We start from the raw sequence: 25,620 nt of genomic DNA, 5'->3' as shown, positions 1-25,620 counted from the left end.
CTGCATCACAGCGGCTTCGCGGCCTCAGCGGCCTTCTCGTCGAAAGCGGAGCGGGCGGCGACGATCTGGTCGACGTTATCGACGGCCCATTCGGCGACGGCGTTCGTCAGCCTGCCGACGTCGACACCGAGCGGAGTGAGCCCGTACTCGACTCGCGGCGGGACGGTGGGATAGACGTCTCGCCGGATCAGCCCGTCCCGTTCCAGGGAGCGGAGGGTCTGGGTCAGCATCTTCTGCGTGATCCCGTCGAGCAACCGGCGAAGTTCGCTGAACCGCATCGGCCGCTCGTAACGCCGGATCGCGCCGAGGACGTAAAGCGCCCATTTGTTCGCGAGCACTTCGATGACCGTCCTGGACGGGCAGTCACGGCCGTGCACGGCCACCCATTCCTCGAATAACCGCCGCTCATCGTTGGTACCCATGAGGTACCTAGATATCAGGAGAGTGCCTACTTCACAACGGGTACCAGGTCCCGACATGCTCGTCACCATGAGGAAGATCCAGCAAGTCTCCTTCGGCGGGCCCGGCGTTCTCGAGCTCACCGAATCGGAAAAGCCCGTTCCGGGCGAGGGCCAGGTCCTGGTGCGCGTCCACGCCGCCGGGGTGAATCCGGCGGATTGGAAGATCCGCAACGGGCTGGTCACCGGCGAGCTGCCGCTGACCGTGGGCCTCGATTTCTCGGGTGTGGTCGATTCGGCCGGGACGCGATTCCGCCCCGGCGACGAGGTCTATGGCATCACGTTCCCGCCGAACGGCTCGTACGCCGAGTACATCGCGGTCAGCGAGGAAGCGCTCGCGCCGAAACCGAAAAGTCTCGATCACGTCGAGGCGGCCGCGCTCCCCATCGCGGCGCTCACCGCTTGGCAGCCGCTCACCCGGCTCTTCCCGGTCGGACCGGGTCACCGGGTGCTCGTCCACGCCGCGGCGGGCGGGGTCGGCCACCTCGCCGTCCAGATCGCGAAGGCGAAAGGCGCGTACGTCATCGGAACCGCCCGGGAGGCGAAGCACGCATTCCTGCGCGACCTCGGCGCGGACGAACTCATCGACTACACGACCAGCGATTTTTCAAAATCGCAGGTCGTCGACGTCGTGCTGGACCCGATCTCCGGCGAATACGGTCCTCGCTCCCTGGACACGCTCAAGCCGGGCGGTGCGTTGATCGACATCGTCGGCCACGGGCCGGACCGTACGGAGAGCCGTCGGAAGGCCGAAGAACTCGGTCTCCGTTTCGACGAGTTCTACGTCTCGCCGTCCGGATCGGATCTGGCGGAAATCGCCGTTTTGGCCGACGCCGGTTCACTGCGGGTCTCGATCGCCGAGGTCTTCCCTCTCGAACAGGCGGCGAAGGCGCACGAACTGAGCGAGTCCGGACGCGTTCAGGGCAAGCTCGTGCTGACGATCTAGCTCGGCCAGAACTTGCGCCAGCCGTCGGCCTCCAGCGTCGTCGGTTCCAGACCGGCGTCCCGCGCGGCCTGTTCGGCGTCCCGGATGTCGCGTGCGAACCGCTTCGCGACGGCGCGGAGCTCACCTTCGGGATCGATCCCCGCCCGGCGCGCGGTCGCGGCCACCCGGAACAGCTGGGCCGCCGCCTCGGCGCCGTCGGGGAACAGGTCGAGCGGGATCCCGGCCCGGCCGCTGCGCTGGCCGAGCTTCCCGGCCAGCGCCACGGCGGGCTGACCGAGCGCCACGCCGTCCACAATGGACTTACGGCTCTTCTCGGCCTGCTTCAGTTCTTCCCACTTCAGATTCTGGTCGCTGACGGTCTCGACCTTGGGCGCGTCACTGAATATGTGCGGATGACGTCCGACGAGTTTCGCGACCAAACCGGACGCGACCTCGTCGATCCCGAACGGATCGGCCGCGTCCTCGACGGCGACGCGCGCGTGGAACAGCACCTGGAGCAGGACATCGCCGAGCTCCTCACGCAAGGCGGCCCTGTCGCCCTCCTCGATCGCGTCGAGGAGCTCGTAGGTCTCCTCGACCAGGTACTGGCGCAGCGACTCGTGTGTCTGGACGGCGTCCCACGGACATCCGCCCGGCGACCGGAGGCGGTCCATCACCTCGGCGGCCTCGACCAGCGGCGGAATGGGCCCTTCGATCACCCGCGCACCCGACCTGATCAGCGCCGCGGCCTTGGCTTCCCTTCGCGAACCCGCGATGAGCACGAGGTCGCGCGCCTGCGTGTCACCGAGCGCGGGCACCCCGAAAACGTCGGGATCGACATCGGAAGCCGCGTACACGGCGGCGCTGCTTCGCAGGATCGGGAGTGCCGCGGCGGGCAGTGTCGCCCCGCGGGCGATCACGACGACGGCAGCGGTCACGGGTTTTGCGGTGCGGCACCGTGCACAGGCAGCACGATGCCCTTCTTCGAAGCTTCGTTGGGCGCGAGGTCCATGCCCACAACATCCCACACGCCGTAGCGCGGGTTCACCTTGAGGTCGACCTGGTCGAGGTACGGCTGAAGGAGCCGGATACCCACTCCTGCCAGCTGCTGAGCGCTGGGCTGCGCGGCCTGATCCGACGCGACGGGCTTGTCTGCGGCCCGCTCACGCACCACGACGACGACCCACAGCGGCTGCTGCGGTGTCGGCTGGAAAGCGGCGACGGTGCCGGGTTCGAGACCGAACAGGACGGTGGCCGCGGTCGCGGGCGACTGCATCGCCGGCAGCTTCTGGCCGGTGCCCGCCTGGGTGTCGGCGGTCTGCTGGTCCTGCGCGATGAGCTCGGCGGCCGCGTTCGGCGAGGCGGCGAACTTCCGTGCCTTCTCGATCGCCTGGTCGCGCAGCTTGTCCGCGTCGGAACCGGTGGCGTCGGTCGAGGAGACCGAGCTGAAATCGAAGGTGACGGTGAGCTTGTCCAGGTACTTCATCGCGAGCTGGGTCTGCAGCGCGGCGTCGACCAGGGCATCGCGGTGGTCCCGCACCCGCGCCACGAGCTGCTGGACGCTCAGCGCGGGGTCGTTCTGCGGGTTGGCCTCCATCGGCTTGGCCAGCGGGTCGTTCTGCAACGCGTTCACGACGAGGGACTCGTCGACCCGGACGCCTTCCCGCTGAGCGGCGCGCTCGGTGAGGTCGTGCAGGATCTCCTGGCGGACGATCTCGCGGCCGACGAGGTCGAGTTTGTGCTCACTGGCGAGCTGCTGCCCGTACGGGTGCTCACGGACGGCTTTGTCGATCAGCTGCTGCACTCGATCCACCGAAACGGTCTTGCCGCCGATGATCACCGCGGCACCGACCTGTCCGGGACCGGCGTTGCATCCGGCGAGAAGGAGAGAACCGGCAAGAACCCCGACCAGCGCGCGACGGCGCCCCATGATCCGCATCACAGGGCCTACCCTCTCATACCGCTTCGGGCGTGAGAACAGTCGTGAGTGGCGATTCGGGTTCTAAGCCGAATCCCCACTCACGACCAACGCGCCCCGACGGCCGTCTCAGGCGACGGGCGCCGGCGACTTCATCAGATTCGTCAGCAGCTTCGCGCACCAGTCCAGCAGTTCCTCGTCGCGCAGCGCCGGGGCGCCCATACGACCGCCCGCCGGGCCCTCCGTCGGCTTCGGCACGGAAACCGTGTTCGTCACCGCCTTGAAGAGAGCCTTGGGGTACAAGCGCTTCAGCCGCACCAGCTGCGAATCCGCCAGCGGCAGCGGCGCGAACCGGATCGACGTGCCCTGCACGGCGACCTCGGTGACCCCCGCCGCGCGGCAGGTGTGCCGGAACGCGGCGACCGCGAGCAGCCTCCGTACCGCGGCGGGCGGCTGGCCGTAGCGGTCGATCAGTTCCTCGCGGACGGCGTCGAGCCCGGCCCGGTCGGGCGCGGCCGCGATCTTGCGGTACGCCTCCAGCCGCAGCCGCTCGCCCGGCACGTAGTCGTGCGGGATATGCGCGTCCACCGGGAGATCGACCCGGACATCGGCGAGTTCTTCCTCCTCCGCCGTGTCCGCGCCCGCGTGCCGCCGGAACGCGTCGACCGCTTCGCCGACGAGCCGCACGTACAGATCGAAACCGACGCCCGCGATGTGCCCGGACTGTTCCGCGCCGAGGATGTTGCCCGCGCCGCGGATTTCCAGGTCCTTCATCGCGACGGCCATACCCGCGCCCAGTTCGGTGTTCTGCGCGATGGTCGCGAGCCGGTCGTGCGCCGTCTCGGTGAGCGGGGCCTCCGGCGGGTACAGGAAGTACGCGTACCCGCGCTCACGCCCGCGCCCGACCCGGCCGCGCAACTGGTGCAGCTGCGCGAGCCCCAGCAGGTCACCGCGTTCCACGAGCAGCGTGTTCGCGTTCGAGATGTCCAGCCCGGTCTCGACGATCGTGGTGCAGACGAGCACGTCGTACTCGTTCTCCCAGAAACCCTGGATGATCTTCTCGAGTTTGTCCTCGTTCATCTGCCCGTGCGCGGTGACGACCCGCGCCTCCGGCACCAGTTCGCGAATGCGCTTCGCGGCCTTCTCGATCGAAGAAACCCTGTTGTGCACGTAGAAGACCTGGCCGTCACGCAGAAGCTCGCGCCGGATCGCGGCGCCGACCTGCTTGTCGTCGTACGCGCCGACGTAGGTCAGGATCGGGTGCCTGTCCTCGGGCGGGGTCAGGATCGTGGACATCTCGCGGATCCCGGCGAGCGACATCTCCAAGGTCCGCGGGATCGGCGTCGCCGACATGGTCAGCACGTCGACGTGCGTCCGCAGCGCCTTGATGTGTTCCTTGTGCTCGACGCCGAACCGCTGCTCTTCGTCGACGATCACCAGGCCGAGGTCCTTGTACCGGATCCCGGTCTGCAGCAGGCGGTGCGTGCCGATCACGATGTCGACATCGCCGGCGGCCAGCTGCTCCAGGATCGCGTCGGATTCGGGCTTGTTCGTGAACCGCGAGAGCCCCTTGATCTTCACCGGGAACGAACTCATCCGTTCGGTGAAGGTGTTGAGGTGCTGCTGCGCGAGCAGCGTCGTGGGCACCAGCACCGCGACCTGCTTGCCGTCCTGCACCGCCTTGAACGCCGCGCGTACCGCGATCTCGGTCTTGCCGTAGCCCACGTCGCCACAGATCACGCGGTCCATCGGGACGCCGCGTTCCATATCCGACTTGACCTCGTCGATCGCGGCGAGCTGGTCGTTGGTCTCGGTGAACGGGAACGCGTCTTCGAGTTCGCCCTGCCACGGGGTGTCCTCCGCGAACGCGTGCCCCGGCGCGGCCTGCCGCGCGGCGTAGAGCTGCACGAGCTCGGCGGCGATCTCCTTGACCGCCTTCTTCGCCTTGGCCTTGGTGTTCTTCCAATCCGACCCGCCGAGCTTGTTCAGCGTGGGCAGCTCGCCGCCGACGTAACGCGAGACCTCGTCGAGCTGGTCGGTCGGGACGAACAGCCGGTCCCCCGGATGCCCGCGTTTGGAGGAGGCGTACTCCAGCAGCAGGTACTCGCGCGTCGCGCCGGCGACGGTGCGCTGCACCATCTCGACGAACCGGCCGATGCCGTGCTGGTCGTGCACGACGTAGTCGCCCGTCTTGAGAGCGAGCGGGTCGACGGCGTTGCGGCGCCGCGACGGCATCTTGGTGCTGAAGTCCTTTGTGGACGTCCCGGCGCCCGAACCCCGGCCGGTGAGATCCGATTCGGACAGCACCACGAGGGCACGCTCGGGCGAGACGAAACCGTCCGACAGCCCGCCGCACGTCACCGTCACGACGCCCGGCGTCAGCGGACCTGTGATGCCTTCGGCGAGCGAGGCGGGCACGTCTCCCGCCGACAGCTGCTCGACGGCGCGGGACGCGGTGCCGTGCCCGGCGACGACGAGCACGGCCGTCCCGCCCGCTGCCGTATGCGCGCGCAGATCGGTCGTCGCGCGCTCGACCTCACCTCGGTAGTTCGGCGCGGCCTCGATCGAGACGCGGTAGACGTCGGGATCGTCGCTCGCGAGCTGCGTCAGCGTCCACCAAGGGCGCTTCGTCTCCTGAGCGTGCTTCGCGATCTCCGCGAGGTCCCGATACGCGGACGCGCCGAGGTCGATCGGCGCCTGGCCGCCCGCGGCGGCCGTGGTCCAGGACGCCTCGAGGAACTCCTGCCCGGTGCGGACCAGGTCGGCCGCGCGGGCGCGGATCTTCTCCGGATCGGCCAGCAGCACGTGCGCGCCCTGGGGCATCGCGTCGGTCAGCAGCTCCAGCTCGCCCTCGCACAGCACCGGGATGAGCGCCTCCATGCCCTCGACGGGGATCCCGCCGGACAGCTTGGTGAGCATCTCGGTGAGCTGCGCATCGGCCTCGTACGTCGTCGCCAGCTCGGCGGCCTTCGCGCGGACCGGCTCGGTGAGCAGCAGCTCACGGCACGGCGGCGCGCTGACGTGCTGGATCTCCCCCGGCAGCGACCGCTGGTCGGACACCGCGAACGCACGGATCTCGCTGACCTCGTCGCCCCAGAACTCGACCCGCACCGGATGCTGCGCCGTCGGCCCGAACAGGTCGAGGATGCCGCCGCGCACGGCGAACTCGCCGCGCTTCTCGACCATGTCCACCCGCGTGTACGCGAGCTCGACCAGCCGCTCCAGCAGCCCTTCGAAGCTCTGCTCCTCGCCGACGACCAGGTCGATCGGCGCGAGCGAACCGAGCCCGGGCGCCATCGGCTGGATCAGGCTGCGGACGGTCGCGACGACGACGCGCAGGTCGTCGGCACCCGTCTTGAGCCGGTGCAGCACCTCCAGCCGCCGCCCGACGGTGTCCGCCCGCGGGGACAGCCGCTCGTGCGGCAGCGTCTCCCAGGACGGGAAGTCGACGACGGCGCCTTCGCCGAGGAACGACTTCAGAGACGCGGTCAGCTCGTCGGCCTCGCGGCCGGTGGCGGTCACCGCGAGTACGGGGCGGCCGGCGCCCTCGTCCGCGGCGAGGGCGCCCGCGACCAGCTGGCGGGTGGCGATCGCGCCCTGGAGTTCGAGCACCGGGGCACCGGCCCGCTCGACGACCCCGCGAAGGGCCGGATCGGGAAGGATGGAATGAAGGAGTCCGGACAATGGAGCGTTTGTCACCGTCCCAGCCTACGTGGGGGCACCGACAGTCCGCCGCGCGATTACCTGGGCAGGGCGTCGACGACCTTCGGAAGCTGCTCGTCGAACTCGGCCGGTTCCTGCGTCGCGATGCGGATCAGCACGTGTTCGGCACCCGCGTCCTGGTACTCGCGCAACCGGTCGGCGACCTGCGCCGGGCTGCCCGCGATCATCGCTTGGATCTTCTCGACGAAGTCCAGCGGAACGCCGTAATTCCGCTGCGCGTAGTCCTCCAGCCGCTCGCGTGCCCTGATCGGGTCATTCTCGATGAGCACTGTCGCGAACAACGCCGGCGTCACGGGGCGTACAGCCCCTTCGCGAATCTTCGCGAGACCATCGGAGTAGTCGGCGACGTCGGGCGGATACGGCAACCAGCCGTCGTAGAGCCGTCCCGCCCGCTTCAGCGCACCCGGGGTGAACGCGGCCAGCCACACCGGCGGGCCACCTGGGCGGTGCGGTTCCGGGTACTCCGGCAGGGTGTCGTAGTGCAGCACGTCGCCGTGGAACGGGCCGCTCTTCCCGCTCCAGACGTGCCGCCACAACGCGACGATGTCGTCGAGCCGGGCGCGGCGGCGTTCCCACGGGACCCGGGTGAAGCCGAACTCGGGTTCGCTGCGACCCGCGAATCCGGCACCGACACCGAGCGTGACGCGGCCTTGGCTGAGCAGGTCGAGCGAGAGGATCGCGTTCGCGGAAAGGAGCGGATCCCGCAACGCCGGCAGCAGCGCGGCGGTGCCGAGGGTGACCCGCTCGGTTCTGGCGGCGAACGCGCCGAGCAACGTCAAGGAATCGATAGGCGCTTTCGCGAGAGTGTCGCCGACCCAGACGGAATCAAGGCCGAGGCGTTCGGCTTCGACCGCGATGGCGACCATCTCCGGCGCGGTGCGCCCGGCGTCGAGGGTGGACCGATAAGTGGGGACGACCAGACCGAATTTCATGCCGGAAGCATCTCCGCGGCGGGGAATCGTCTCAATTCCTTCGAGGGAATGGCGATGCCGACGACGGCTCGGCCAAGATGACGCCATGGTTTCCGGATTCGGCCCCGCGCTCCGGGGCTGGCGCGAACGGCGGCGGCTTTCCCAGCTGGAACTGGCGCTTCGGGCCGGGACCACCCAACGGCATGTGAGTTTCCTGGAAGGCGGGCGGTCGATCCCCGGCCGCGGCCTGGTGCTGCGCGTCGCCGAATCGCTCGAACTCCCGCTCCGGGAACGCAACGGCCTGCTGCTCGCGGCCGGGTTCGCTCCCGGTTTCCCCGAAACCGCATTGGACGACCCGCGGCTGCGGCCGGTCCTCGACGGTATGCGGCGGCTGCTCGACGGGCACCGGCCGTATCCGGCCATCGTGGTCGACCGGTACGGCGTGCTCGTCGCCCGCAACGACGCGCTCGGCCTGCTGTTCGAGGACGTGGCGCCGGAACTGCTGGAAGAACCGGTCAACACCCTGCGGCTCGCGCTGCATCCGAAGGGGATGGCGCCGAGGGTGCGGAACCTCGCGGATTGGGCCCGGCACATCTTGGAACGGCTGACGCAGGAGATCGCGCACGCGCCCGACGAGCGGCTCACCGCGCTGCTGGCCGAACTCGAAGGTTACGTTCCGGAGCCCGGCCCGCCCGGCCCCGATCATCTCGGGTTCGCGGTGCCGATGCGCTTGTCCACTTCGGCGGGCGAACTGCGCCTGATCACGGCCATCACGACGTTCGCGACCGCGGCCGACGTCACGGTTTCGGAATTGAAACTGGAGACGTTCCTTCCCGCCGACGCCGAGACTGCGGCGATCCTCACCGGATGACCGGTTCGTTCTTCGCGGGCGATTGGCGAGGCTGGCATGCTGATGCCATGCGCACTTCCGCGGTCGTCGCGTTCGCGTCCCTGTCCTTGCTGGTCACGGCCTGTTCCGGGGCGTCGAGCGAGACGGCGCAGAGCGCGCCGCCGGTCACCTCGAAGCCCCCGGTGTCGAAACTGAAGGCCGAGCAGGTGACGGCCGGGCTCGAGCACGGCTGGGACGTCGGCTTCCTGCCGGACGGGAAGATCCTCGTCACCCAGCGCCCCGGGAAGCTCGCCCTGATCGACGGCGGCGCGAAGCGTGACGTCGCCGCGGACTTCTCCGACGTCCACGTACGCGGCGAAGGCGGCCTGATGGGGATGGTGATCAGCAAGGACTTCGCGACTTCGCGCGAGTTCATCACCTGCCAGACCCACAAGGAGGGAGACAAGGCCGTCGACATCCGGCTGGTCACCTGGCGGCTTTCGGACGACGGCGCGAGCGCCACGAAGGTCAAGGATCTGCTGACCGGGCTGCCGGTGAACCCCAGCGGCAGGCATTCCGGCTGCCGTCCCACGTTCGGCGCGGACGGCGCGCTGCTCGTCGGCACCGGCGACACCGCCCGCCCGCAGCATCCGCAGGATCGGACGAGTCTCGGCGGCAAGGTGCTGCGAATCGACGCCAAGACCGGCAACGCGTTGCCGGACAACCCGTTCATCACGTCCGCGAACCCGAACGAACAGCGCGTGTTCACCTACGGGCACCGCAACGTCCAGGGCGTCACGGTCCGTCCCGGCACCGGGCAGGTGTTCACCGCCGAGCACGGGCCGACCATCGACGACGAGGTCAACCTGGAACGCGCGGGCGCGAACTACGGCTGGGACCCGTCCAAGGGTGGCACCGAGACCAGCTACGACGAAAGCGTCCCGATGACCGACAAGCAGCGCTTCCCGGACGCCGTCAGTCCTTTGTGGACGACCGGTGAGATCACCGAAGCGATCTGTGGCGCGGAATTCCTGACCGGATCGCAGTGGGGAGCGCTCGAAGGCTCGCTCGCCGTGACCGCGTTGAAAGGCCAGAAGCTCCTGCTGTTCCGCCTCGACGACGCCGGCAAGGTCACCGAAGTGACGCTGCCGCCGGAATTCGACGACAAGTTCGGCAGGCTGCGCGCCGTCCGAAGCGGCCCGGACGGCGCCCTCTACATCACCACTTCGGAAGGCCAGGACGACAAACTGCTGAAGGTCACGCCCGGCGCCTAATGGCCGAGGTGCGCGCCGCCGTTGACGTGGACGATCTGGCCGGTGACGTGCCGGGCCTCCGGGCTCGCCAGGAAGGCCACCACTTCGGCGACGTCCGCGGGCTCGCCGGCGCGTTTGGTCAGCGTGTTGCCGATCAGCCACGCCCGGCGCTCGTCGGAGAGCTTGCCCTGGAAGAACTCGGTGTCGCCGACCAGTCCGGGCGCGACGATGTTCGCGGTGATCCCGCGCGGCCCGAATTCCCTTGCCACGTCGATGTTCCACGCCTCCAGGGCGGCCTTGGCGGCACCGTAGGAACCCGCCCCGGTGCGCGCGGCGATCGAGCCGATGGTGACGATCCGCGCGCCGTCGGCGAACCTTTCCCGCAAGGCGCGGGTGACCAGTACGGCACTGAACACGTTCGCGTCGAGATTGGCCTGCCAGTGGGCGGCGAACGTCTTCAGGTCTTCGGCGGGCCCGTTCCGGAAATCGGTGTTCCCGCCCGCGTTGTTGACCAGGACGTCGACGTGCTCCGGCAATTCGCCCAGCGCCCGTTCCACGGCGTCCGGGTCGGCCGCGTCGAACGGGACCGGGTTCGCGCCGAGCAGCGCGGCTGCCTCGGTGAGGACCTGCTCGCGACGGCCGGTGATCGTCACCCGGTCACCTCGCGCGGCGAACGCCGCCGCGACCGCGTAGCCGATTCCCGTTCCGCCGCCGGTGACCACTACTTCCCTGTTCTGCCCCATGCCTCCAGCATAGGGACACTAGGCTTCCCCCATGACGAAGATCGACCCGGCGACGACGGCGCTCGTCCTGATCGACCTCCAGACCCGGATCGTCGCGTTGGAGACCGTCCCGATCGAAGGCACCGAAGTCGTGTCGAACGCCGTCCTGCTGCGAGACGTCTTCAGCGCGGCCGGCTCGCCGATCGTCCACGTGCGGGCACATCGGCCGGGCGTCGACGAGCAGCCGCCCGGCAGTGAACTGGTCGCCGAACTGACGCCTCGCGAAGGCGAACACCTGATCACCAAGAACACGATCGGCGCGTTCTACCGCACCGGACTCGACGAACTCCTGCGCGGGCTCGGCGTGAAGACACTCGTGCTCGCCGGGATCGCCACGGAGTACGGCGTCGAATCGACACTGCGGGCCGCGATCGACCACGCCTACGAGACCATCGCCGTTTCGGACGCGATGGCGGGCATCGCCGCGATCTCCCACGAATCGGCGATCACGAAGGTGTTCCCGCGGCTGGGCGAAGTGCTCACGACCGCCGAGACCGCCGCGGCGCTGGGCTGAACCATGATCGACAAGATCGCTTGGCTCCACTTCCAGGACGGCCGCGTCCTCGGCGCCCGCTCGCGTGGCAAGTCCGTGTTCTACCTGCCCGGCGGCAAACGCGAGCCCGGCGAAAGCGATGCCGAGACGCTGATCCGGGAGATCCGGGAGGAACTGAACGTCGAGATCGATCCCGCGAGCATGAAGCCCGCTGGAGCGTTCGAAGCCCGGGCCGACGGGCACGCGTCAGGACTCCTGGTCCGGACGACCTGCTACCTCGCCGAATTCAGCGGGACACTCGCGGCCAGCAGCGAGATCGAGGAAATCGCGTGGCTGGGCTACGAGGACAGGGACCGGGTCTCCACGGTGGGCAAGATCATCTTCGACCACCTGCGGGAGACCGGCCTCCTGCGCTGACCGCTACTTGAGCTTGTCCAGGCACAGCACCCGCGACTGCGGAAGCCCGCCGCCGGACCGCTGCCACGCGATCTTCTCGTCGGTCGACGGCACCTGGGTGCACACCGTGCTGTCGTCGACGAGGAACGCCGTGCTCTTCTCGATGGCGAGCACCTTGTAGCCGGCGTTCGCGCAATCCACCTTCGTCAGCTTCTTCGCCTCGACCACGTCGGACGGCAGGCAGTCGCCGACGACCGGTGCCCGCTCGCCCGGGTTCTTCAGATCTTCCAGGCAGAGCAGAGTGCCGTCACTGGCCCCCTTCTTTCCCTGGAAGAAGTAGGCGTCCGTCGTCGGATAGTCGTCGCATTCGGATCCACCCGAGAGCTTCAGCCCGATTTCCGACTTGTTCTCCTGTTTCCCGACGACCTTGAAGTTCGCGTCGGGCGTTCCGCATTCGGCGTTCTTGACGCTGTCCGCATTGTCCACATTGCCCTTGAGGCAGGCGCCGACCTCGGTGCTCGACGCCGTGAACGGATTCGCGACGAAGAACGCGATCAGGGCGATGACGCCGAAGATGCCCAAGCGGATGACGGGCTTCAGCCACGTTCTCTTCTTCTGCGACTGCGGCACCATCTGTTCGATGGCGGGCGCGGGATAGTTTTCCACGGTCGTTCCCCCAGCTGGATGATCTCTATGGGGGACGTAGCGCTCGAAACCCGGGAAACGTTACTGCCGCGCGACGCAGCTCTCAGTACAGCCGCAGCTTGGGCTTGTGCTCCAAATTGGACAGACCGTTCCAGGCGAGGTTGACCAGATGCGCGGCCACCTCGTCGCGCTTCGGTTTCCGGGCGTCGAGCCACCATTGCCCGGTGAGCGCCACCATCCCGACGAGCGCCTGCGCGTACAGCGCGGCCAGTTTCTCGTCGTAGCCCCGCGCGGCGAACTGCTGCGCGAGGATGTGCTCGACCTGGCTGGCGATGTCGTTCAGCACCGTCGAGAACGTGCCGGTCGAACTCGCGACCGGCGAATCCCGCACCAGGATGCGGAAGCCGTCGTGCGAGTCTTCGACGTAGGAGAGCAACGCGATCGCCGCCTGCTCCAGCATCACCCTCGGGTGTCCACCGTGGAGGGTGGAGACCATCCGGTCGAGCAGCAGCTGCGTCTCGCGGTCGACGACGACGGCGTAGATGCCTTCCTTACCGCCGAAGTGCTCGTACACCACCGGTTTGGAGACGTTCGCGCGATGCGCGATCTCCTCGATGGACGTGCCTTCGAAACCCTTCTCCGCGAAAAGGGCCCTGGCGACGTTGAGCAGCTGCTGTCTGCGCTCGGTCCCCGTCATCCGCACCCGGGCCACCGGAGCGACAGGACGCGCCCCGGTGACCGCTTCACGTTTGGTCCGCCTTCTCCCCGCCATCGCAGAAGACTAACGCGACCTCGCTATTTGCTTTCGGCGGCGATGCGCGCGAGGCGCTGCGGGGTCGGCCAGCGCACGTCATGAGCCCAGCCGAACTTCTCGAAGATCCAAATCAGACGCGCGGAAATGTCGATCTGACCGCGCTGGACGCCGTGCCGGGCCGAGGTCGGGTCGGCGTGGTGCAGGTTGTGCCACGACTCGCCGAAGGAGAAGATCGCCAGCGGCCAGAAGTTGGCCGACTTGTCCCGGGCGGCGAACGGGCGCTCGCCGATCATGTGACAGACCGAGTTGACCGACCACGTCACGTGGTGCAGCACGCAGACCCGCACCAGCCCGGCCCAGAAGAACGCGGTCACCGCGCCCCAGAACGACCAGGTGATCAGCCCGCCGAGAATCCCGGGCAGCACCAGGGTGAGCAGGCTCCACAGCCAGAACAGGTCGTCGACCTTCTTGATGGCCGGGTCCTTCACCAGGTCCGGCGCGAACCGCTCCGCGTTGGTCTGGTCGCGGTCGAACAGCCAGCCCATGTGCGCGTGCCAGAAACCCTTGGCGATGGCGACCGGCGTCGTCCCGAACAGCCACGGCGAATGCGGGTCGCCGTCGCGGTCGGAGAAGGCGTGGTGGCGCCGGTGGTCGGCGACCCAGGTGATCACGGGGCCCTGGACGGCCATGCTGCCGGCGATCGCCATCGCGACGCGCAGCCACGGCTTGGCCTTGAACGAGCCGTGCGTGAAGTAGCGGTGGTACGAAACGGTGATTCCGAGCCCGCTGATCGCGTAGAAGACCACGAACAGGCCGACGTCGACCCAGGTCAGTCCCCAGCCCCAGGCGAACGGGACGGCCGCGAGCAGCGCGGCGAGCGGGAAGATGACCCCGAGGTAGACCGAGAGCTGCACGCCGCTCGATCGATGTCCTTCGATTACCGGCTTGGGGCCCTTCGCGGGCTTCTGGGAACGGTCCAGGGTAGCCGTCATGCAGTCACTTCTTTTCTATGCGCAACCCCCAGGGTTTCCCTAAGGGTGACCTTACCTACGATGCCGTAAGTTACGGTACAGGAGGTTTCGTCCCCTGTGGAGTGCCCGCGACGGTGAGGTCACCCCCGGGCGCACGAGGATGTCCCCGACATGGCTATCCTGACCAGGATCGATCCGCCGTAGTGTAATCGGCAGCACTTCAGATTTTGGTTCTGACAGTTCAGGTTCGAATCCTGGCGGCGGAGCAGACGAACAGATGACCAGCGGCGTTTTCAACGGTGGGGGTGTGTGCGGCTGACCGAGGACGCGACGACCAGTGGCAGGCGGCCGGCGCTTGCGGAGATGTCCGACGCCTGGCTGTATGGCCGCGCGCGCGAACTCGGTGCGGCCATACAGCGCGTCAGCTTCGCCGAACAGCTGGACATCGTCACCAGCCTCGACGAGCTCCTCGACGAGACGCAGCGTCGCGGCGAGCCCCTGCTGGTCGCCCAGCTGCTGCGTTACTCGGCGATGGCCAGGCTCGTCACCCGCGGTCTCGCCGCCGAAGCCGAACCCAGGCTCGACGAAATGCTGGCGCACACCAGGCGGCACGGTCTCGCGCTGATGCGGGCCGACGCGCACGCCATGCGCGGGCGGCGGCTGGTGATCGCCAAACAGGAGGACGCCGCCCTCACCGAGATCGCCAGGGCGCTGGCCATCCTCGACGACTCCGCGGTCCCGGACCGCCAGGTCGGCAGGCGCAACTGGGACCGGATGCTGTCCACGACCCTGGTCGACTGCTGGCTGGTGCTGAACCAGCTGGGTGTCTACGAGGCGGCCGAGGAGGCGATCGCCCGCGCCGCGCAGGCGATCCGTGACAGCGCGAGCCCGCACGAGATCGCGCTCCAGCTGATCAACCGGGTCAAGATGCTGCTCGGCTGGGGCCTGCGCCTCGAACGCATCGAGCGATACGACGAGGGAGCGGACAAGTTCCGCACCGCGGCGTCGATGGCCCAGGCCGCCGAAGGCCCGTTCACCGAGTCGCTGTTCCCGCGCAAGACCGGAGTGCCCGCGATCGACCAGGTCGGCGTGCTCGCCGCCGCGGCCGCGCTGGCGTCGCCCGATTCGTCGCATATCGACCGACTGAACTCGCTGCTGAATCCGGAACTGGTGTTCCCGCACGAACGCGAGATCATCGCCATCGCGCTGGCGCGCTGTCTGGACAACGACGGCCGCCGCGAGGACGCGCTGCAGGTGCTCAAAGAGGTTCGCGAGGACAACGAGGACGGCTCGCTGCCGTCGATGCGGTTGAACCTCGCCCGCGAGCTGGCCAGGCTCGACACCACACCGGACTACGCGTCCGGCGCGAGCCAGTCGCTGATCGACTACGCCACCATCCTGGAAACGGAGATGTGGTCGCTGCGGGAATCGCAGATCGCCACGCTCAACGCACGTCGGGAGCACGAACGGCTCTCCGCCGAGCACGGCGCCATCACCCAGCAGGCGTTGCAGGACCCGCTCACCGGGCTGCCGAACCGGCGCGCGCTCGACGAAAAGCTGCGTTCGCTGGCGTCGTCCGCCGACGCCCAGCCGCTCGCGGTCGCGCTGGTCGACCTCGACGGTTTCAAGGACGTCAACGACAAGCAGTCCCACGCCGAGGGCGACAACGTGCTCCGTGTCATCGCGAGCACGCTGCGCGACGCCCTGCGTGGTGACGACGTCGTCGCCCGCTACGGCGGAGACGAGTTCATCGTGCTTCTACCTGGGGCTCCGGCGTCCGCGGCGAAGCAGGCGCTAGGTCGTTCTGTGAATGCCGTCGCATCTCTGCCGCACCATCTTTCGCATGGCGTCACCCTCTCCGTCGGCCTCGTCTCGCTCCGCCCGCAGGAACGGGCCGAACAGGTCCTCGCCCGCGCCGATGCGGCCATGTACCAGGCGAAACGCGGCGGCGGGAACCAGGTTTCGTCGGTGAACTCGATGGCCATCGATCCGGTGACCGGATGGCCCGGCGAGGATGCTCCGACCGACCCCGCGTGGGACGCCGAGCAGCCCACGTAGGATCAATGCCCGACAACCACCGTTGGTGAAATGTTGGGAGTGCCGTGACCGGCCCGCTGAGCACGTTGATCCTCGCCGCGGGTGAGGGCACCCGCATGCGCTCGTCCACCCCGAAGGTGCTGCACCCGATCGCCGGCCGCCCGTTGGTCGAGCACGCGGTGCGGGCCGCCGCGGGACTGACCCCGGAGCACCTGGTCGTGGTCATCGGCCACGGTCGCGACTCGGTCGGCGCCCGGTTGGCGAAGGTCGGCGAGGCACTCGGCCGCGAGGTCGTCACGGCCGTCCAGGAAGAGCAGAAGGGCACCGGGCACGCCGTGTCGTGCGCGCTCTCGGCGCTCCCCGCCGGGCTGACCGGCACCGTCGTCGTCAGCTACGGCGACGTCCCGCTGCTCGACACCGAAACGCTCGCTTCCCTGGTCGCCGAGCACACCTCCACCGGCAACGCGGTCACCGTGCTGACCGCGGTCGTCGAGAACCCGACCGGCTACGGCCGGATCATTCGCGACGAGAACGGCGTCGTCACCTCGATCGTCGAGCAGAAGGACGCCACCCCCGAACAGCACGAAATCGCCGAAATCAATTCCGGCGTCTACGCCTTCGACGCTTCCGTCCTGGTCGACGGGCTTTCGAAGCTTTCGACCGACAACGCGCAGGGCGAGCTCTACCTCACCGACGTCCTCGGCATCGCCCGCGGCGACGGCAAGGGGGTCGGCGCGCTGGTCATCGACGACCCGTGGGTGACCGAAGGCGTCAACGACCGCGTCCAGCTCTCCGTCCTCGGCGCCGAGCTGAACCGCCGGATCGTCCGTGGCTGGCAGCGGGCGGGCGTCACCGTCGTCGACCCGGCGAGCACTTGGATCGACGCGGGCGTGACCTTGTCTCGCGACGTCGTCATCGAACCCGGTGTCCAGCTGAAGGGCTCGACCTCGGTGGGCGAGGGCGCGCAGATCGGCCCGGACAGCACCCTGGAGAACGTCTCCGTCGGCGCGGGCGCGTCGGTGGTGCGGACGCACGGTTCGGATTCGGAATTGGGCGACGGCGTGAAGGTCGGCCCGTTCACCTACCTGCGTCCCGGCTCCAAACTGGGGACCAAGGGCAAACTCGGCGCTTTCGTCGAGACGAAGAACGCCGACATCGGCGCGGGGACGAAGGTTCCGCATCTGACCTACGTCGGCGACGCGACCATCGGCGAGAACAGCAACATCGGGTGTTCCAGCGTCTTCGTCAACTACGACGGCGTGAACAAGCACCACACCACGATCGGCTCCCATGTGCGGCTCGGCGCGGACAACACGTTCGTCGCCCCGGTGACCATCGGCGACGGCGCCTACAGTGGGGCAGGCACCGTGATCAGGCAAGACGTGCCCCCGGGCGCGCTCGCCGTGTCCACCGGGCCGCAGCGCAACATCGAAGACTGGGTGTCCCGGCGCAGGCCGGGCACACCCGCGGCGGAAGCAGCTTCCGCCGCGAAGCAGGACACCACCGCCGTGTCCGATTCGAATAAGGGAAACGACGGGGAGTCGCCAGCATGAGCTCGAAGTCCGGAACACCGAAGAAGAACCTGATGCTGTTCTCCGGGCGCGCGCACCCGGAGCTCGCGGAAGAGGTGGCCAAGCACCTCAACGTGGCCGTCGTCCCGCAGACCGCGCACAACTTCGCCAACGGCGAGATCTTCGTCCGGTTCAACGAATCGGTGCGCGGGACCGACGCGTTCGTGATCCAGAGCCACCCTGCGCCCATCAACGAATGGGTGATGGAGCAGCTGATCATGGTGGACGCGCTCAAGCGCGCGAGCGCCAAGCGGATCACCGTGATCATGCCGTTCTACCCGTACGCGCGGCAGGACAAGAAGCACAAGGGCCGCGAGCCGATCTCAGCGCGCCTGATCGCGGACCTGTTCAAGACCGCGGGCGCCGACCGGATCATGACGGTCGACCTGCACACCGCGCAGATCCAGGGTTTCTTCGACGGTCCCGTCGACCACCTGCTCGCGCAGAACGTGCTGGCCGCGCACATCAACAAGACCTATCAGGACGAGAACATCACCGTCGTCTCGCCGGACTCGGGCCGGGTGCGCCTCGCCGAGAAGTGGGCGGCGCAGCTGGGTGACCGTCCGATCGCCTTCATCCACAAGACCCGCGACCCGGACAAGCCGAACCAGGCCGTCGCCAACCGCGTCGTCGGCAAGGTCCGCGGCCAGCTGTGCGTGCTGATCGACGACATGATCGACACCGGCGGCACGATCGTGAAGGCCACCGAGGCCCTGCTCGACGAAGGCGCGGCCGACGTCGTCATCGCCTCGACCCACGGCATCCTGTCCGACCCCGCCACCGAGCGGCTGTCGAACTGCAAGGCGCGCGAGGTGATCGTCACCAACACGCTGCCGATCCCCGAGGAGAAGCGGTTCCCCGGGCTGACCGTGCTGTCCATCGCGCCGCTGCTGGCGCAGGCCATCCAGCAGGTCTTCGAGGACGGGTCGGTCACGTCCCTCTTCGACGGCAACGCCTGATCCTCAACGAAGCAGGGGACCTTTGCTACCACTCTCTTTTGGAGAGTGGTAGCAAAGGTCCCCTGCTTCGTTTTCGGCCCCTCGCGAAACGGAGCGCGCCGGCCTCCCCACGTGGCTAGGTTGCCGTCATGGGGAAATTCAAGTTCGGCGTGAACCTGTGGGGCGCCGAGAACCGCGAAAACTGGGTCGCGAAGTGCCGCCGAGTCGAGGCCCTCGGATACGACGTCATCTCCGTACCGGATCACCTCGGCCCGGGGCGGAACGCGCCTTTCCCGGCGCTGACCATGGCCGCCGCGGTGACTCAACGGCCCCGCGTCGGCACGCTCGTCTCCAACGTGCCCTTCTACAACTTCGCGCTCTTCGCGCGCGACGTCGTCACGACGGTGAAGATGACCGGCGATCGGCTGGACCTCGGCCTCGGCTCCGGTCACATGAAATCGGAATTCGACGATGCCGGCCTGCCGTGGATCCCGGCGAAGGAACGCATCGAGCACCTCACCAAGGGCCTTGACCACCTGCGTGAACACTTCGCCACCGAAGGGATCACGCCCCCGCCCCTGCTCCTCGCGGGCAACAGCGACGGCGTGCTCTCCCTCGCCGCCCGCGAAGCCGACATCGTCGGCTTCGCGGGCCTTCGTCAAGCACCGGGAAAGCCGCCGGGCACCTTCCGCCTCGACGACGCCGACCGCATGGACGAACGCGTCGCCTTCTTCCGCTCACACGCGAATGGCCGGGAGCCCGAGCTGAACATGCTCGTCCAGCGGGTCGTGGTCACCGACGACCGGCGCGCGGCCGCCGAGTCCTGGCGTGAAGAGCTCAAGGACCAGGACACCCTCGACGTCGACGTCCTGCTCGAAACGCCCCAATTGCTTTTCGGGACCACCGAGGAGATGGTCCGGCAGCTCCAGGAGCGTCGCGAACGCTACGGCTTCTCCTACATCACGGTGTTCGAGCCGATGCTGGAAACGTTCGCGCCGATCGTGAAGGAACTGTCCGGTCAGTAAGCGACGCAGAAACGCTGACGGCGGCGCTCCGGCTTGTCGATCTCGTCGACGAACGCGATCGCGTAGTCGGCGCCGCTGATCTTCGATCCGCCGTTCTCGTCGGTCAGGAGCACGTCTCCGCCGAGCCGGAACTCGCCGGTCCGCTCGCCCTCGGCCCACGCGCCGAATTCGGCGGCCGGGCTGAGGTAGAACCAATCGACGTCCTCAGGAAGCTTCCGGAACGCTTCCAGCACTTCGGCGTGCGCACCCGCCTCGCCCTTGTACTCGTCCGGGAACTCGGGGGTGTCGATCAGCCGCGGCCCGCCCTCGGCCACGTTCAGGCTGCCGGCCCCGCCGACGACGCCGATCCGCGCGCCGTTGTCCTTCGCGACCTGGGCGATCGAGGGCACCGCATCGAGCAGGCCGCTCTGCCCGTGAACCGCGATGACCAGAACGTCCGCGCCCTTGGCGACGTCGGCCAGGAAGGCCTCGTCGTAGAGCGACCCCGCCCTGGTCCCCTCGCCTTCGGCGTTCCTCGACACCACCAGGACCTCGTGACCGCGGCCGCGTGCCTCCTCGGTGATCTTCCCGCCCGCGTACCCGGTTCCTCCGAACACGACCAACTTCGCCATCACGTTTCTCCCTTTTCATCGGCGACCACGCCGATGCTAAGAACGCGAGTTCGGCTACTTCAACGTATGCAACGCACCCCGAGGTGAGTGTGCAGGTCAGCCACCCAATGCGGCGAACTCGGACTTGAGCTTCTCGCGGACGGCGTTGACGTCGACCGCTGCCCGGACCTCGCCGCGTGCCGACGGCTTCGCCTGCACCTGATAGCTGGCGTTCCGATTCGGCAGTTTGAACTTGACCTCGCAGGTCATGCTCGTCGTGGCGCCGGGTGCCGCGTCGGCGTTCGCCGTACAGCTCTGCCCTCCGAGGGACTGCGCGGTGAAATCGACGGTCAGCGTCAGATGCACGGGCGTCCCGCTCACGCCGCCGATGACGGTGTTGGCGACGTCGATGGTCGCCCGGCAGGTTCCGACGAAGTCCGTGCAGTCCAGCTTGTCGTTGACGACGCTGACGCTGACCTGGGTGAGCGCGTCGAACGGCTGCCCGATTCCGCCGATCGCGCCGTCCAGATCGGTCTGGAGTTTCTTGAGCGCGTCCCCGCCGAGCGGCTCGACCCGCATCTCGGCGCCGAGCGTCTTGCCGCCGGCCGCCGCGACGAGGGAAGGCGCGAAACTGACGACGCGATGCGGCGCGGCGGTGGTCACCCGCAGTGCCCCGAGCCCACTGCCGACGTCGTAGACCTCGGTCCCGTCGGGCAACTTCGACCGGACCGGATCGGTCAGCGGGTTCATCGCGGCCACTGCGGACCTCAGCGTCGACGCGGCCTTACGCGGACTGAGCACCTCGACGGCGTTCACCGGCAGGTCCGAGCTGTCCGTGCGGACCCAGTTGGTGCCGTACTGCTCGCTGTTGCCGAGCCCGTGCGCCTTCCAGTACTCCGGCGTCGCCGAGAGGTACAGCTGTTTGTCCGCCGCGACGACCTGGATGGTCTGGCCGTCGATCGGCAACGCGCCGTGCGCGCTGCCGTTGCGGGTGATCCGGAACTGCAGTTCGGCGGGATTGCCGGAAGCGTCCTTGGTCGTCGACTTGTAGACGACGGCCGGCGCCTGCTCAAGCGCCTTCAGCGCGCTCTCGACAGCGCCGCGCTGCTCGGTACGCCGGTCCGCCCTCTGCTGCTCGGCGGGTGAGATCCCGGCCGCCCCGTCGATCGCGACGTCGCAACCGGCCACGAGGCAGCACAAGGCGGCGATCGCGCCGATCCTCGACCGTCGTGCCGCCATTCCGCCCCCTCTTGTCTCGAGTGCGAGGAGATCACACCTTAGAAAAGGGGTCACGCACCACCGCATCCGCGGGTTCCCGGAGCAGCTGTCACCGACTTGTCACCTGAACGAGCCACCCGGCGGGACCCCGGCACGACCGGTTGGTCTACACTTTCCCGGTCTCGGCGAGGCGGGTTCCGTGAGCACCTGGTGCCCGACGTGATCGACGCGGCGGCTTGAGTGGCCACACGCGGTCGAGCACGCCTGTGGAATTCGCCGCCGAACACCTGAACCGCCCGAACCATCCCCGCCTCAGCATGCTTTCGCTGAACATGTTGGTGAATTGAAGGAGTGCTACACCGTGTCCGAGGTAACCCTGTCCGTCGAGCCCCGCACCGAATTCGGCAAGGGTGCCGCGCGCCGCACGCGTCGCGCCGGCAAGATCCCCGCGGTGCTGTACGGGCACGGCTCGGAACCGCGTCACTACGCCCTGCCCGCCCTCGAGTTCGCCCGCGTCGTGCGTGAGAACGGCAGCAACGCCGTCATCACCCTCGAGCTCGAAGGCAAGAGCGAGCTGGCGCTGACGAAGACCATCGTCGTCCACCCGCTGAAGAACTACATCGAGCACGTCGACCTGCTGGTCGTCATCCGCGGCGAGAAGGTCACCGTCGACATCCCCGTCGTCGTCACCGGCACCCCCGGCCCGGGCACCCTGGTCACCACCGACCTCGACACCATCCAGATCGAGGTCGAGGCGCTGCACATCCCCGAGCAGGTCGAGGTCTCGGTCGAAGGCGTCGAAGCCGGCACCCAGATCCTCGCCTCGCAGGTCACCCTGCCGCAGGGCGCCACCCTGGTCACCGACGCCGACGCGCTGGTCGTCGCCGTGAACGAGTCGCCGTCCGAGTCCTCGCTCGAGGGCGAAGAGGCCGAGGCTGCGGAAGCCCCCGCCGAGGACGCCGAATAAAGTCACCGGTGTGACCGAAGCAGTACTTCCCGGGGCCGGCGAGCAGATCCTGCTCGCCGGCCTCGGCAATCCCGGCCCTCAATACGCGGGCAACAGGCACAACGTCGGCTTCATGGTGCTCGACGAACTGGCCGGCCGCGTCGGCGGCAAGTTCAAAGCCCACAAGAGCGGCGCCGAAATCCTCGAAGGCAGGCTGGCGGGGCGGCGCGTGGTCCTGGCCAAGCCGCGTTCGTACATGAACCTCTCGGGCGGCCCGGTCGTGGGCGCGGCCCGGTTCTACAAGATCCCCCCGGCCGGTGTCGTGGTCGTCCACGACGAGCTGGACGTCGACTTCGGCGCGATCAAGATGAAGCTGGGCGGTGGCGACAACGGCCACAACGGTCTCCGCTCGATCACCAAGTCCCTGGGCACGAAGGACTACTACCGTGTCCGTTTCGGTGTAGGCCGCCCGCCAGGGCGGCAGGATCCGGCCGATTTCGTGCTGAAAGACTTCTCGACGGTCGAACGCAAAGAGCTCGCTTTCGAGATCGATCGTTGCGCCGACGCTGTTGAAGCGCTTATCAGCACCGGCCTCGCGGCGGCCCAGAACACCTTCCACGCTGGGTGAACCCGCTCACATGGCGGTGCGTTACACCTCGTCACTCGAAGGCGTTTCACCACGCCCCTGATCGAGTCGTGGAATAGCGCGAACTCTTCCGGGGAACTCTCAAACCCGTTAGGACGGAATGCGGAGATCGCATTCCCCACCGAAACCGGAGAGAGTTTCATGTCGTTTACGGCCGAAGACATCACCGGCGCCACTTTCCCGAACGCCCCGATCGGGCGGCGCGGATACGCCAAACACGAGGTCGACGCGTTCCTGGAACGGATCGCCGACACGATCTCGGACCGGGACGACCTGACGGCCGCCGAGGTCCACCACGTCATGTTCTCGCGTCCGTTGATCGGAAAGCGCGGCTACGACGAACGCGAAGTCGACGATTTCCTCGACAAGGTCGAGGGGCAACTCGCCCACCGGACCGGCCAGCACGCACTCGGCGTGCCCGGCGCCCGCGAAGCGGACGAGGCGACCGCCGAGCGCGCCGTCCCGGACCGCGGTGCCGTCGAGTCCCTGCGGGAGCGCTAGTGCCCGTCACCGCGTTCGAGGCCAGAACCCGGCAGTTCGACAGGGCGCCGATCGGTGCCCGTGGCTATCACGAACCCGCGGTCGACGCCTTCCTCGAACGGGTCGCGGCGACTCTCGACGGCGACGACGACCTGTCGGTTTCGGACGTCCACAACGTGGCGTTCGCCAAGGCGCCACTGTCGAAACGAGGCTACGACCCGGCAGCCGTCGACGCGTTCCTGCGAGACGTCGAGGGCACGCTGGCCGGACTGTCCCAGTCCTCCGGCTACTACATAGCGCCCGCCCTGGAACACACCCACAACCGCAAGCCACTGTGGCGACGCCGCTGACCAACGGGAGGTGCAGCGAAAGGGCCGGGCCGCGATACTCGCGGGCCCGGCCCTTTCGTGTCAGCTGGTCGCCGCGTTCTTGGCGATCTTGTCCGCGAACTGGACGGCTGTCGCTGCCCGCTTCACCTTGCCCGAGGGCGTCTTGGGCAGGCTTCCTGCCGGGAGCACCACAACGGCGAAGGGCCGCATGTCGACGGCACCGCGTACCTTGGCCGCGACCTCCTTCGCCAGCGCCTTCTCGGTTTCCGGGTCCCCGGCGAGTTTCGATTCGACGACGACGGCGAACCGCTCCCGCCGGCTGCCGGCGTCGAGCCGCACGGCCACGGCGTTCCCCGCCCGCACCCCTTCGACCGAGGTCGCCGCCCGTTCGATGTCGGTCGGATACAGGTTCCGGCCGCCCATGATGATGACGTCCTTGCGGCGGCCGCAGATCACGATCATGCCGTCGACCAGGTAACCGAGGTCGCCGGTGAGCAGCCAGCCGTCCTCGTCCTGTGTCGCGAGCGGACCTTCCATGGTCAGGTACCCCGGCGTCACGGCCTCGCCACGCAGGCGGATCTCCCCGACCTCGCGTTCTCCGAGCACGGTGCCTTTGTCGTCGACGATCTCGGCTTCGAGCCCGTCGAGCGGCGGCCCGAGCACCGCGAAGGACCGGACCTCGTCGGTCCCGCGACGCGGGTCGCCCTCGGGGACCGGCACCGCGCGGTTGTCCGCCTCGAGCGCGTCGGCTTCGACGACGTCGAGCGTCAAGCCTGTGAACAACGGCGCGAACGAAACCGCGAGAGTCGCCTCCGCCATGCCGTATGCCGGGAAGACGCATTCGGCGGGCATCTTGAAGCGTGCCCCGGCATCGACGAACGTCCGCACAGCCGTTTCGTCGATCGGCTCGGCGCCGTTCAGCGCGATCCGAAGCTTCGAGAGGTCGTACGCGTCGTCGTCCTCGACACGGGCCATCCGCCTGCCCACGATCGCGTACGCGAAGTTCGGCGCGGCCGTGGTCGTGCCGTTGTATTTGCTGATCAGCTGCGGCCAGATCAACGGCCCCGACAGGAACTCGAGCGGCGTGATCTTGACGAGTTCGACGCCAAACGTCATCGGGACCGTCAGGAAGCCGACCATCCCCATGTCGTGGAAGGTGGGCAGCCACGAAACCATTACGTCGACGTCGAAATCGAACTCGGCGCGTTCGACCATCGCCTTGACGTTCGAATACAGGTTTCCGTAGGTGATCCGGACCGCCTTCGGGTCGGCTGTCGACCCACTGGTCAGCTGCAGGAGCGCCGTGTCCGATTCGGCCGTCGACACCGGCTCCGCCAGCGGCTCTGCCTCGAGCAGTTCGGTGATGACCTGGAAGGCGATGCCGTGCTCGGTGAGCACCGGCGCCAGCTGGTCGAACGGCTCACCGAGCAGAACGAGGCCGGATCCGATCATCCGCAGCACACGAACGGTGTCCTCGGCCCATTCGGCGAGGTCGGTGCGCTGCGTGGGCTGGTGCAGCATCGTCACGCTGCCGCCGGCGAGCCATACCGCCTGAACCGTCGGCGCGATCAGCGACGGCGCCGCCGCCAATACCGCGACCGCTTTGCCGGGCTCCAGCCCAGCCGTCACCAAGCCCCCGGCGACCCGCTTGGCCTGCTCGTGGATCTCGGCCCAGGTACGCCGAACCGGCTCCTTGGGCTCCCCAGTGACCATTCCCCGCTGCTGACCTCGCCCCGCCGCGGTGGCGACGAGCGTGTCCACGAACCGACTCATGCGCGTCAC

Annotated in this window: 25 protein-coding genes and 1 tRNA gene; 14 read left to right on the top strand and 12 right to left on the bottom strand. The window is 68.2% G+C overall.

Features of this window, described 5'->3' with window-relative positions; all coding sequences use genetic code 11:
- Positions 1–5: 5 nt before the first annotated feature.
- Positions 6–422 carry a winged helix-turn-helix transcriptional regulator gene (locus tag ACIRGA_RS06060; protein ID WP_400937088.1) on the bottom strand — a complete coding sequence of 139 codons (417 nt, stop codon included), beginning with the start codon at positions 420–422 and terminating at the stop codon, positions 6–8.
- A 67-nt stretch (positions 423–489) separates the two neighbouring features.
- Between ACIRGA_RS06060 and ACIRGA_RS06055 the strand changes: the two genes are divergently transcribed.
- Positions 490–1,404: an NADP-dependent oxidoreductase gene (locus ACIRGA_RS06055; RefSeq protein ID WP_400937085.1), complete on the top strand. Its 915-nt coding sequence runs from the start codon at positions 490–492 to the stop codon at positions 1,402–1,404.
- Here ACIRGA_RS06055 and ACIRGA_RS06050 read toward each other — a convergent pair.
- From ACIRGA_RS06050 to ACIRGA_RS06035, 4 genes are all read right to left on the bottom strand, one after another.
- Positions 1,401–2,321, bottom strand: a complete 921-nt coding sequence (locus ACIRGA_RS06050) for a MazG family protein (RefSeq protein ID WP_400937083.1) — start codon at positions 2,319–2,321, stop codon at positions 1,401–1,403. The two genes, ACIRGA_RS06055 and ACIRGA_RS06050, sit on opposite strands and share 4 nt — an antisense overlap.
- On the bottom strand, positions 2,318–3,322 hold the full coding sequence (locus ACIRGA_RS06045) for a hypothetical protein (RefSeq protein WP_400937080.1): 1,005 nt from the start codon (positions 3,320–3,322) through the stop codon (positions 2,318–2,320). Before ACIRGA_RS06045 ends, ACIRGA_RS06050 begins: the two co-directional genes overlap by 4 nt.
- A gap of 108 nt (positions 3,323–3,430) precedes the next feature.
- Positions 3,431–6,985 (bottom strand): transcription-repair coupling factor, encoded by a 3,555-nt coding sequence (mfd, locus tag ACIRGA_RS06040; protein ID WP_400937365.1) that lies wholly within the window; start codon positions 6,983–6,985, stop codon positions 3,431–3,433.
- A gap of 56 nt (positions 6,986–7,041) precedes the next feature.
- Positions 7,042–7,956 (bottom strand): LLM class flavin-dependent oxidoreductase, encoded by a 915-nt coding sequence (locus ACIRGA_RS06035; RefSeq protein ID WP_400937078.1) that lies wholly within the window; start codon positions 7,954–7,956, stop codon positions 7,042–7,044.
- Positions 7,957–8,041: 85 nt separating this feature from the next.
- Here ACIRGA_RS06035 and ACIRGA_RS06030 point away from each other — a divergent pair, with 85 nt between their 5' ends.
- Entirely contained in the window at positions 8,042–8,806 is a 765-nt protein-coding gene (locus ACIRGA_RS06030) for a helix-turn-helix domain-containing protein (RefSeq protein WP_400937075.1), read from the top strand.
- Between the two features lie 47 nt (positions 8,807–8,853).
- Positions 8,854–10,038 carry a PQQ-dependent sugar dehydrogenase gene (locus ACIRGA_RS06025; RefSeq protein WP_400937073.1) on the top strand — a complete coding sequence of 395 codons (1,185 nt, stop codon included), beginning with the start codon at positions 8,854–8,856 and terminating at the stop codon, positions 10,036–10,038.
- Here ACIRGA_RS06025 and ACIRGA_RS06020 read toward each other — a convergent pair.
- Entirely contained in the window at positions 10,035–10,760 is a 726-nt protein-coding gene (locus ACIRGA_RS06020) for an SDR family NAD(P)-dependent oxidoreductase (RefSeq protein WP_400937070.1), read from the bottom strand. The genes ACIRGA_RS06025 and ACIRGA_RS06020 overlap by 4 nt on opposite strands.
- A 31-nt stretch (positions 10,761–10,791) precedes the next feature.
- On the opposite strand from ACIRGA_RS06020, the gene ACIRGA_RS06015 reads away from it, so the two are divergent.
- Positions 10,792–11,313 (top strand): isochorismatase family protein, encoded by a 522-nt coding sequence (locus ACIRGA_RS06015; protein ID WP_400937068.1) that lies wholly within the window; start codon positions 10,792–10,794, stop codon positions 11,311–11,313.
- 3 nt (positions 11,314–11,316) lie between these two features.
- Positions 11,317–11,709, top strand: a complete 393-nt coding sequence (locus ACIRGA_RS06010; protein WP_400937066.1) for an NUDIX domain-containing protein — start codon at positions 11,317–11,319, stop codon at positions 11,707–11,709.
- A 3-nt stretch (positions 11,710–11,712) separates the two neighbouring features.
- On the opposite strand, the gene ACIRGA_RS06005 is transcribed toward ACIRGA_RS06010, so the two are convergent.
- From ACIRGA_RS06005 to ACIRGA_RS05995, 3 genes are all read right to left on the bottom strand, one after another.
- Positions 11,713–12,354, bottom strand: coding sequence for a hypothetical protein (locus ACIRGA_RS06005; RefSeq protein WP_400937063.1), 642 nt, complete (start codon positions 12,352–12,354; stop codon positions 11,713–11,715).
- Positions 12,355–12,436: 82 nt separating this feature from the next.
- Entirely contained in the window at positions 12,437–13,030 is a 594-nt protein-coding gene (locus ACIRGA_RS06000; protein ID WP_037318732.1) for a TetR/AcrR family transcriptional regulator, read from the bottom strand.
- Positions 13,031–13,128: 98 nt separating this feature from the next.
- A complete protein-coding gene (locus tag ACIRGA_RS05995) occupies positions 13,129–14,079 on the bottom strand; it encodes an acyl-CoA desaturase (protein ID WP_400937060.1) in 951 nt (316 codons plus the stop codon).
- A gap of 173 nt (positions 14,080–14,252) precedes the next feature.
- On the opposite strand from ACIRGA_RS05995, the gene ACIRGA_RS05990 reads away from it, so the two are divergent.
- The 5 genes from ACIRGA_RS05990 to ACIRGA_RS05970 all read left to right on the top strand — a co-directional run bounded on the left by ACIRGA_RS05990 (position 14,253) and on the right by ACIRGA_RS05970 (position 19,629).
- Positions 14,253–14,324, top strand: a tRNA-Gln gene (locus ACIRGA_RS05990).
- A gap of 43 nt (positions 14,325–14,367) precedes the next feature.
- Positions 14,368–16,116 carry a diguanylate cyclase domain-containing protein gene (locus ACIRGA_RS05985; RefSeq protein WP_400937057.1) on the top strand — a complete coding sequence of 583 codons (1,749 nt, stop codon included), beginning with the start codon at positions 14,368–14,370 and terminating at the stop codon, positions 16,114–16,116.
- A 44-nt stretch (positions 16,117–16,160) separates the two neighbouring features.
- Positions 16,161–17,648, top strand: coding sequence for a bifunctional UDP-N-acetylglucosamine diphosphorylase/glucosamine-1-phosphate N-acetyltransferase GlmU (glmU, locus tag ACIRGA_RS05980; RefSeq protein WP_400937053.1), 1,488 nt, complete (start codon positions 16,161–16,163; stop codon positions 17,646–17,648).
- Positions 17,645–18,625 (top strand): ribose-phosphate diphosphokinase, encoded by a 981-nt coding sequence (locus tag ACIRGA_RS05975; RefSeq protein ID WP_400937050.1) that lies wholly within the window; start codon positions 17,645–17,647, stop codon positions 18,623–18,625. Before glmU ends, ACIRGA_RS05975 begins: the two co-directional genes overlap by 4 nt.
- A 128-nt stretch (positions 18,626–18,753) precedes the next feature.
- Positions 18,754–19,629, top strand: coding sequence for a TIGR03621 family F420-dependent LLM class oxidoreductase (locus ACIRGA_RS05970; RefSeq protein WP_400937047.1), 876 nt, complete (start codon positions 18,754–18,756; stop codon positions 19,627–19,629).
- On the opposite strand, the gene ACIRGA_RS05965 is transcribed toward ACIRGA_RS05970, so the two are convergent.
- Both ACIRGA_RS05965 and ACIRGA_RS05960 read right to left on the bottom strand, forming a co-directional pair.
- Positions 19,623–20,240 carry an NAD(P)-dependent oxidoreductase gene (locus ACIRGA_RS05965; protein ID WP_400937045.1) on the bottom strand — a complete coding sequence of 206 codons (618 nt, stop codon included), beginning with the start codon at positions 20,238–20,240 and terminating at the stop codon, positions 19,623–19,625. The genes ACIRGA_RS05970 and ACIRGA_RS05965 overlap by 7 nt on opposite strands.
- A gap of 96 nt (positions 20,241–20,336) precedes the next feature.
- Entirely contained in the window at positions 20,337–21,458 is a 1,122-nt protein-coding gene (locus ACIRGA_RS05960) for a hypothetical protein (RefSeq protein WP_400937043.1), read from the bottom strand.
- A 340-nt stretch (positions 21,459–21,798) separates the two neighbouring features.
- Between ACIRGA_RS05960 and ACIRGA_RS05955 the strand changes: the two genes are divergently transcribed.
- The 4 genes from ACIRGA_RS05955 (at position 21,799) to ACIRGA_RS05940 (ending at position 23,859) form a co-directional block, all read left to right on the top strand.
- Entirely contained in the window at positions 21,799–22,404 is a 606-nt protein-coding gene (locus ACIRGA_RS05955) for a 50S ribosomal protein L25/general stress protein Ctc (protein ID WP_400937040.1), read from the top strand.
- A 10-nt stretch (positions 22,405–22,414) separates the two neighbouring features.
- Entirely contained in the window at positions 22,415–23,011 is a 597-nt protein-coding gene (pth, locus tag ACIRGA_RS05950) for an aminoacyl-tRNA hydrolase (protein WP_400937037.1), read from the top strand.
- A gap of 159 nt (positions 23,012–23,170) precedes the next feature.
- Positions 23,171–23,530, top strand: a complete 360-nt coding sequence (locus tag ACIRGA_RS05945) for a DivIVA domain-containing protein (RefSeq protein WP_400937034.1) — start codon at positions 23,171–23,173, stop codon at positions 23,528–23,530.
- The gene (locus tag ACIRGA_RS05940; protein WP_038508226.1) at positions 23,530–23,859 is read left to right on the top strand and encodes a DivIVA domain-containing protein; all 330 of its coding nucleotides are present in this window, start codon (positions 23,530–23,532) and stop codon (positions 23,857–23,859) included. Before ACIRGA_RS05945 ends, ACIRGA_RS05940 begins: the two co-directional genes overlap by 1 nt.
- Positions 23,860–23,919: 60 nt before the next feature.
- Here ACIRGA_RS05940 and ACIRGA_RS05935 read toward each other — a convergent pair whose 3' ends face one another.
- On the bottom strand, positions 23,920–25,611 hold the full coding sequence (locus ACIRGA_RS05935; protein WP_400937031.1) for a fatty acyl-AMP ligase: 1,692 nt from the start codon (positions 25,609–25,611) through the stop codon (positions 23,920–23,922).
- Positions 25,612–25,620: the final 9 nt, after the last annotated feature.

This window comes from Amycolatopsis sp. NPDC102389 (assembly GCF_044765885.1).
GTDB lineage: Bacteria > Actinomycetota > Actinomycetes > Mycobacteriales > Pseudonocardiaceae > Amycolatopsis.
The sequence above is the reverse complement of the archived record's forward strand: the minus strand, read 5'-3'. Positions and strand labels throughout refer to the sequence as shown.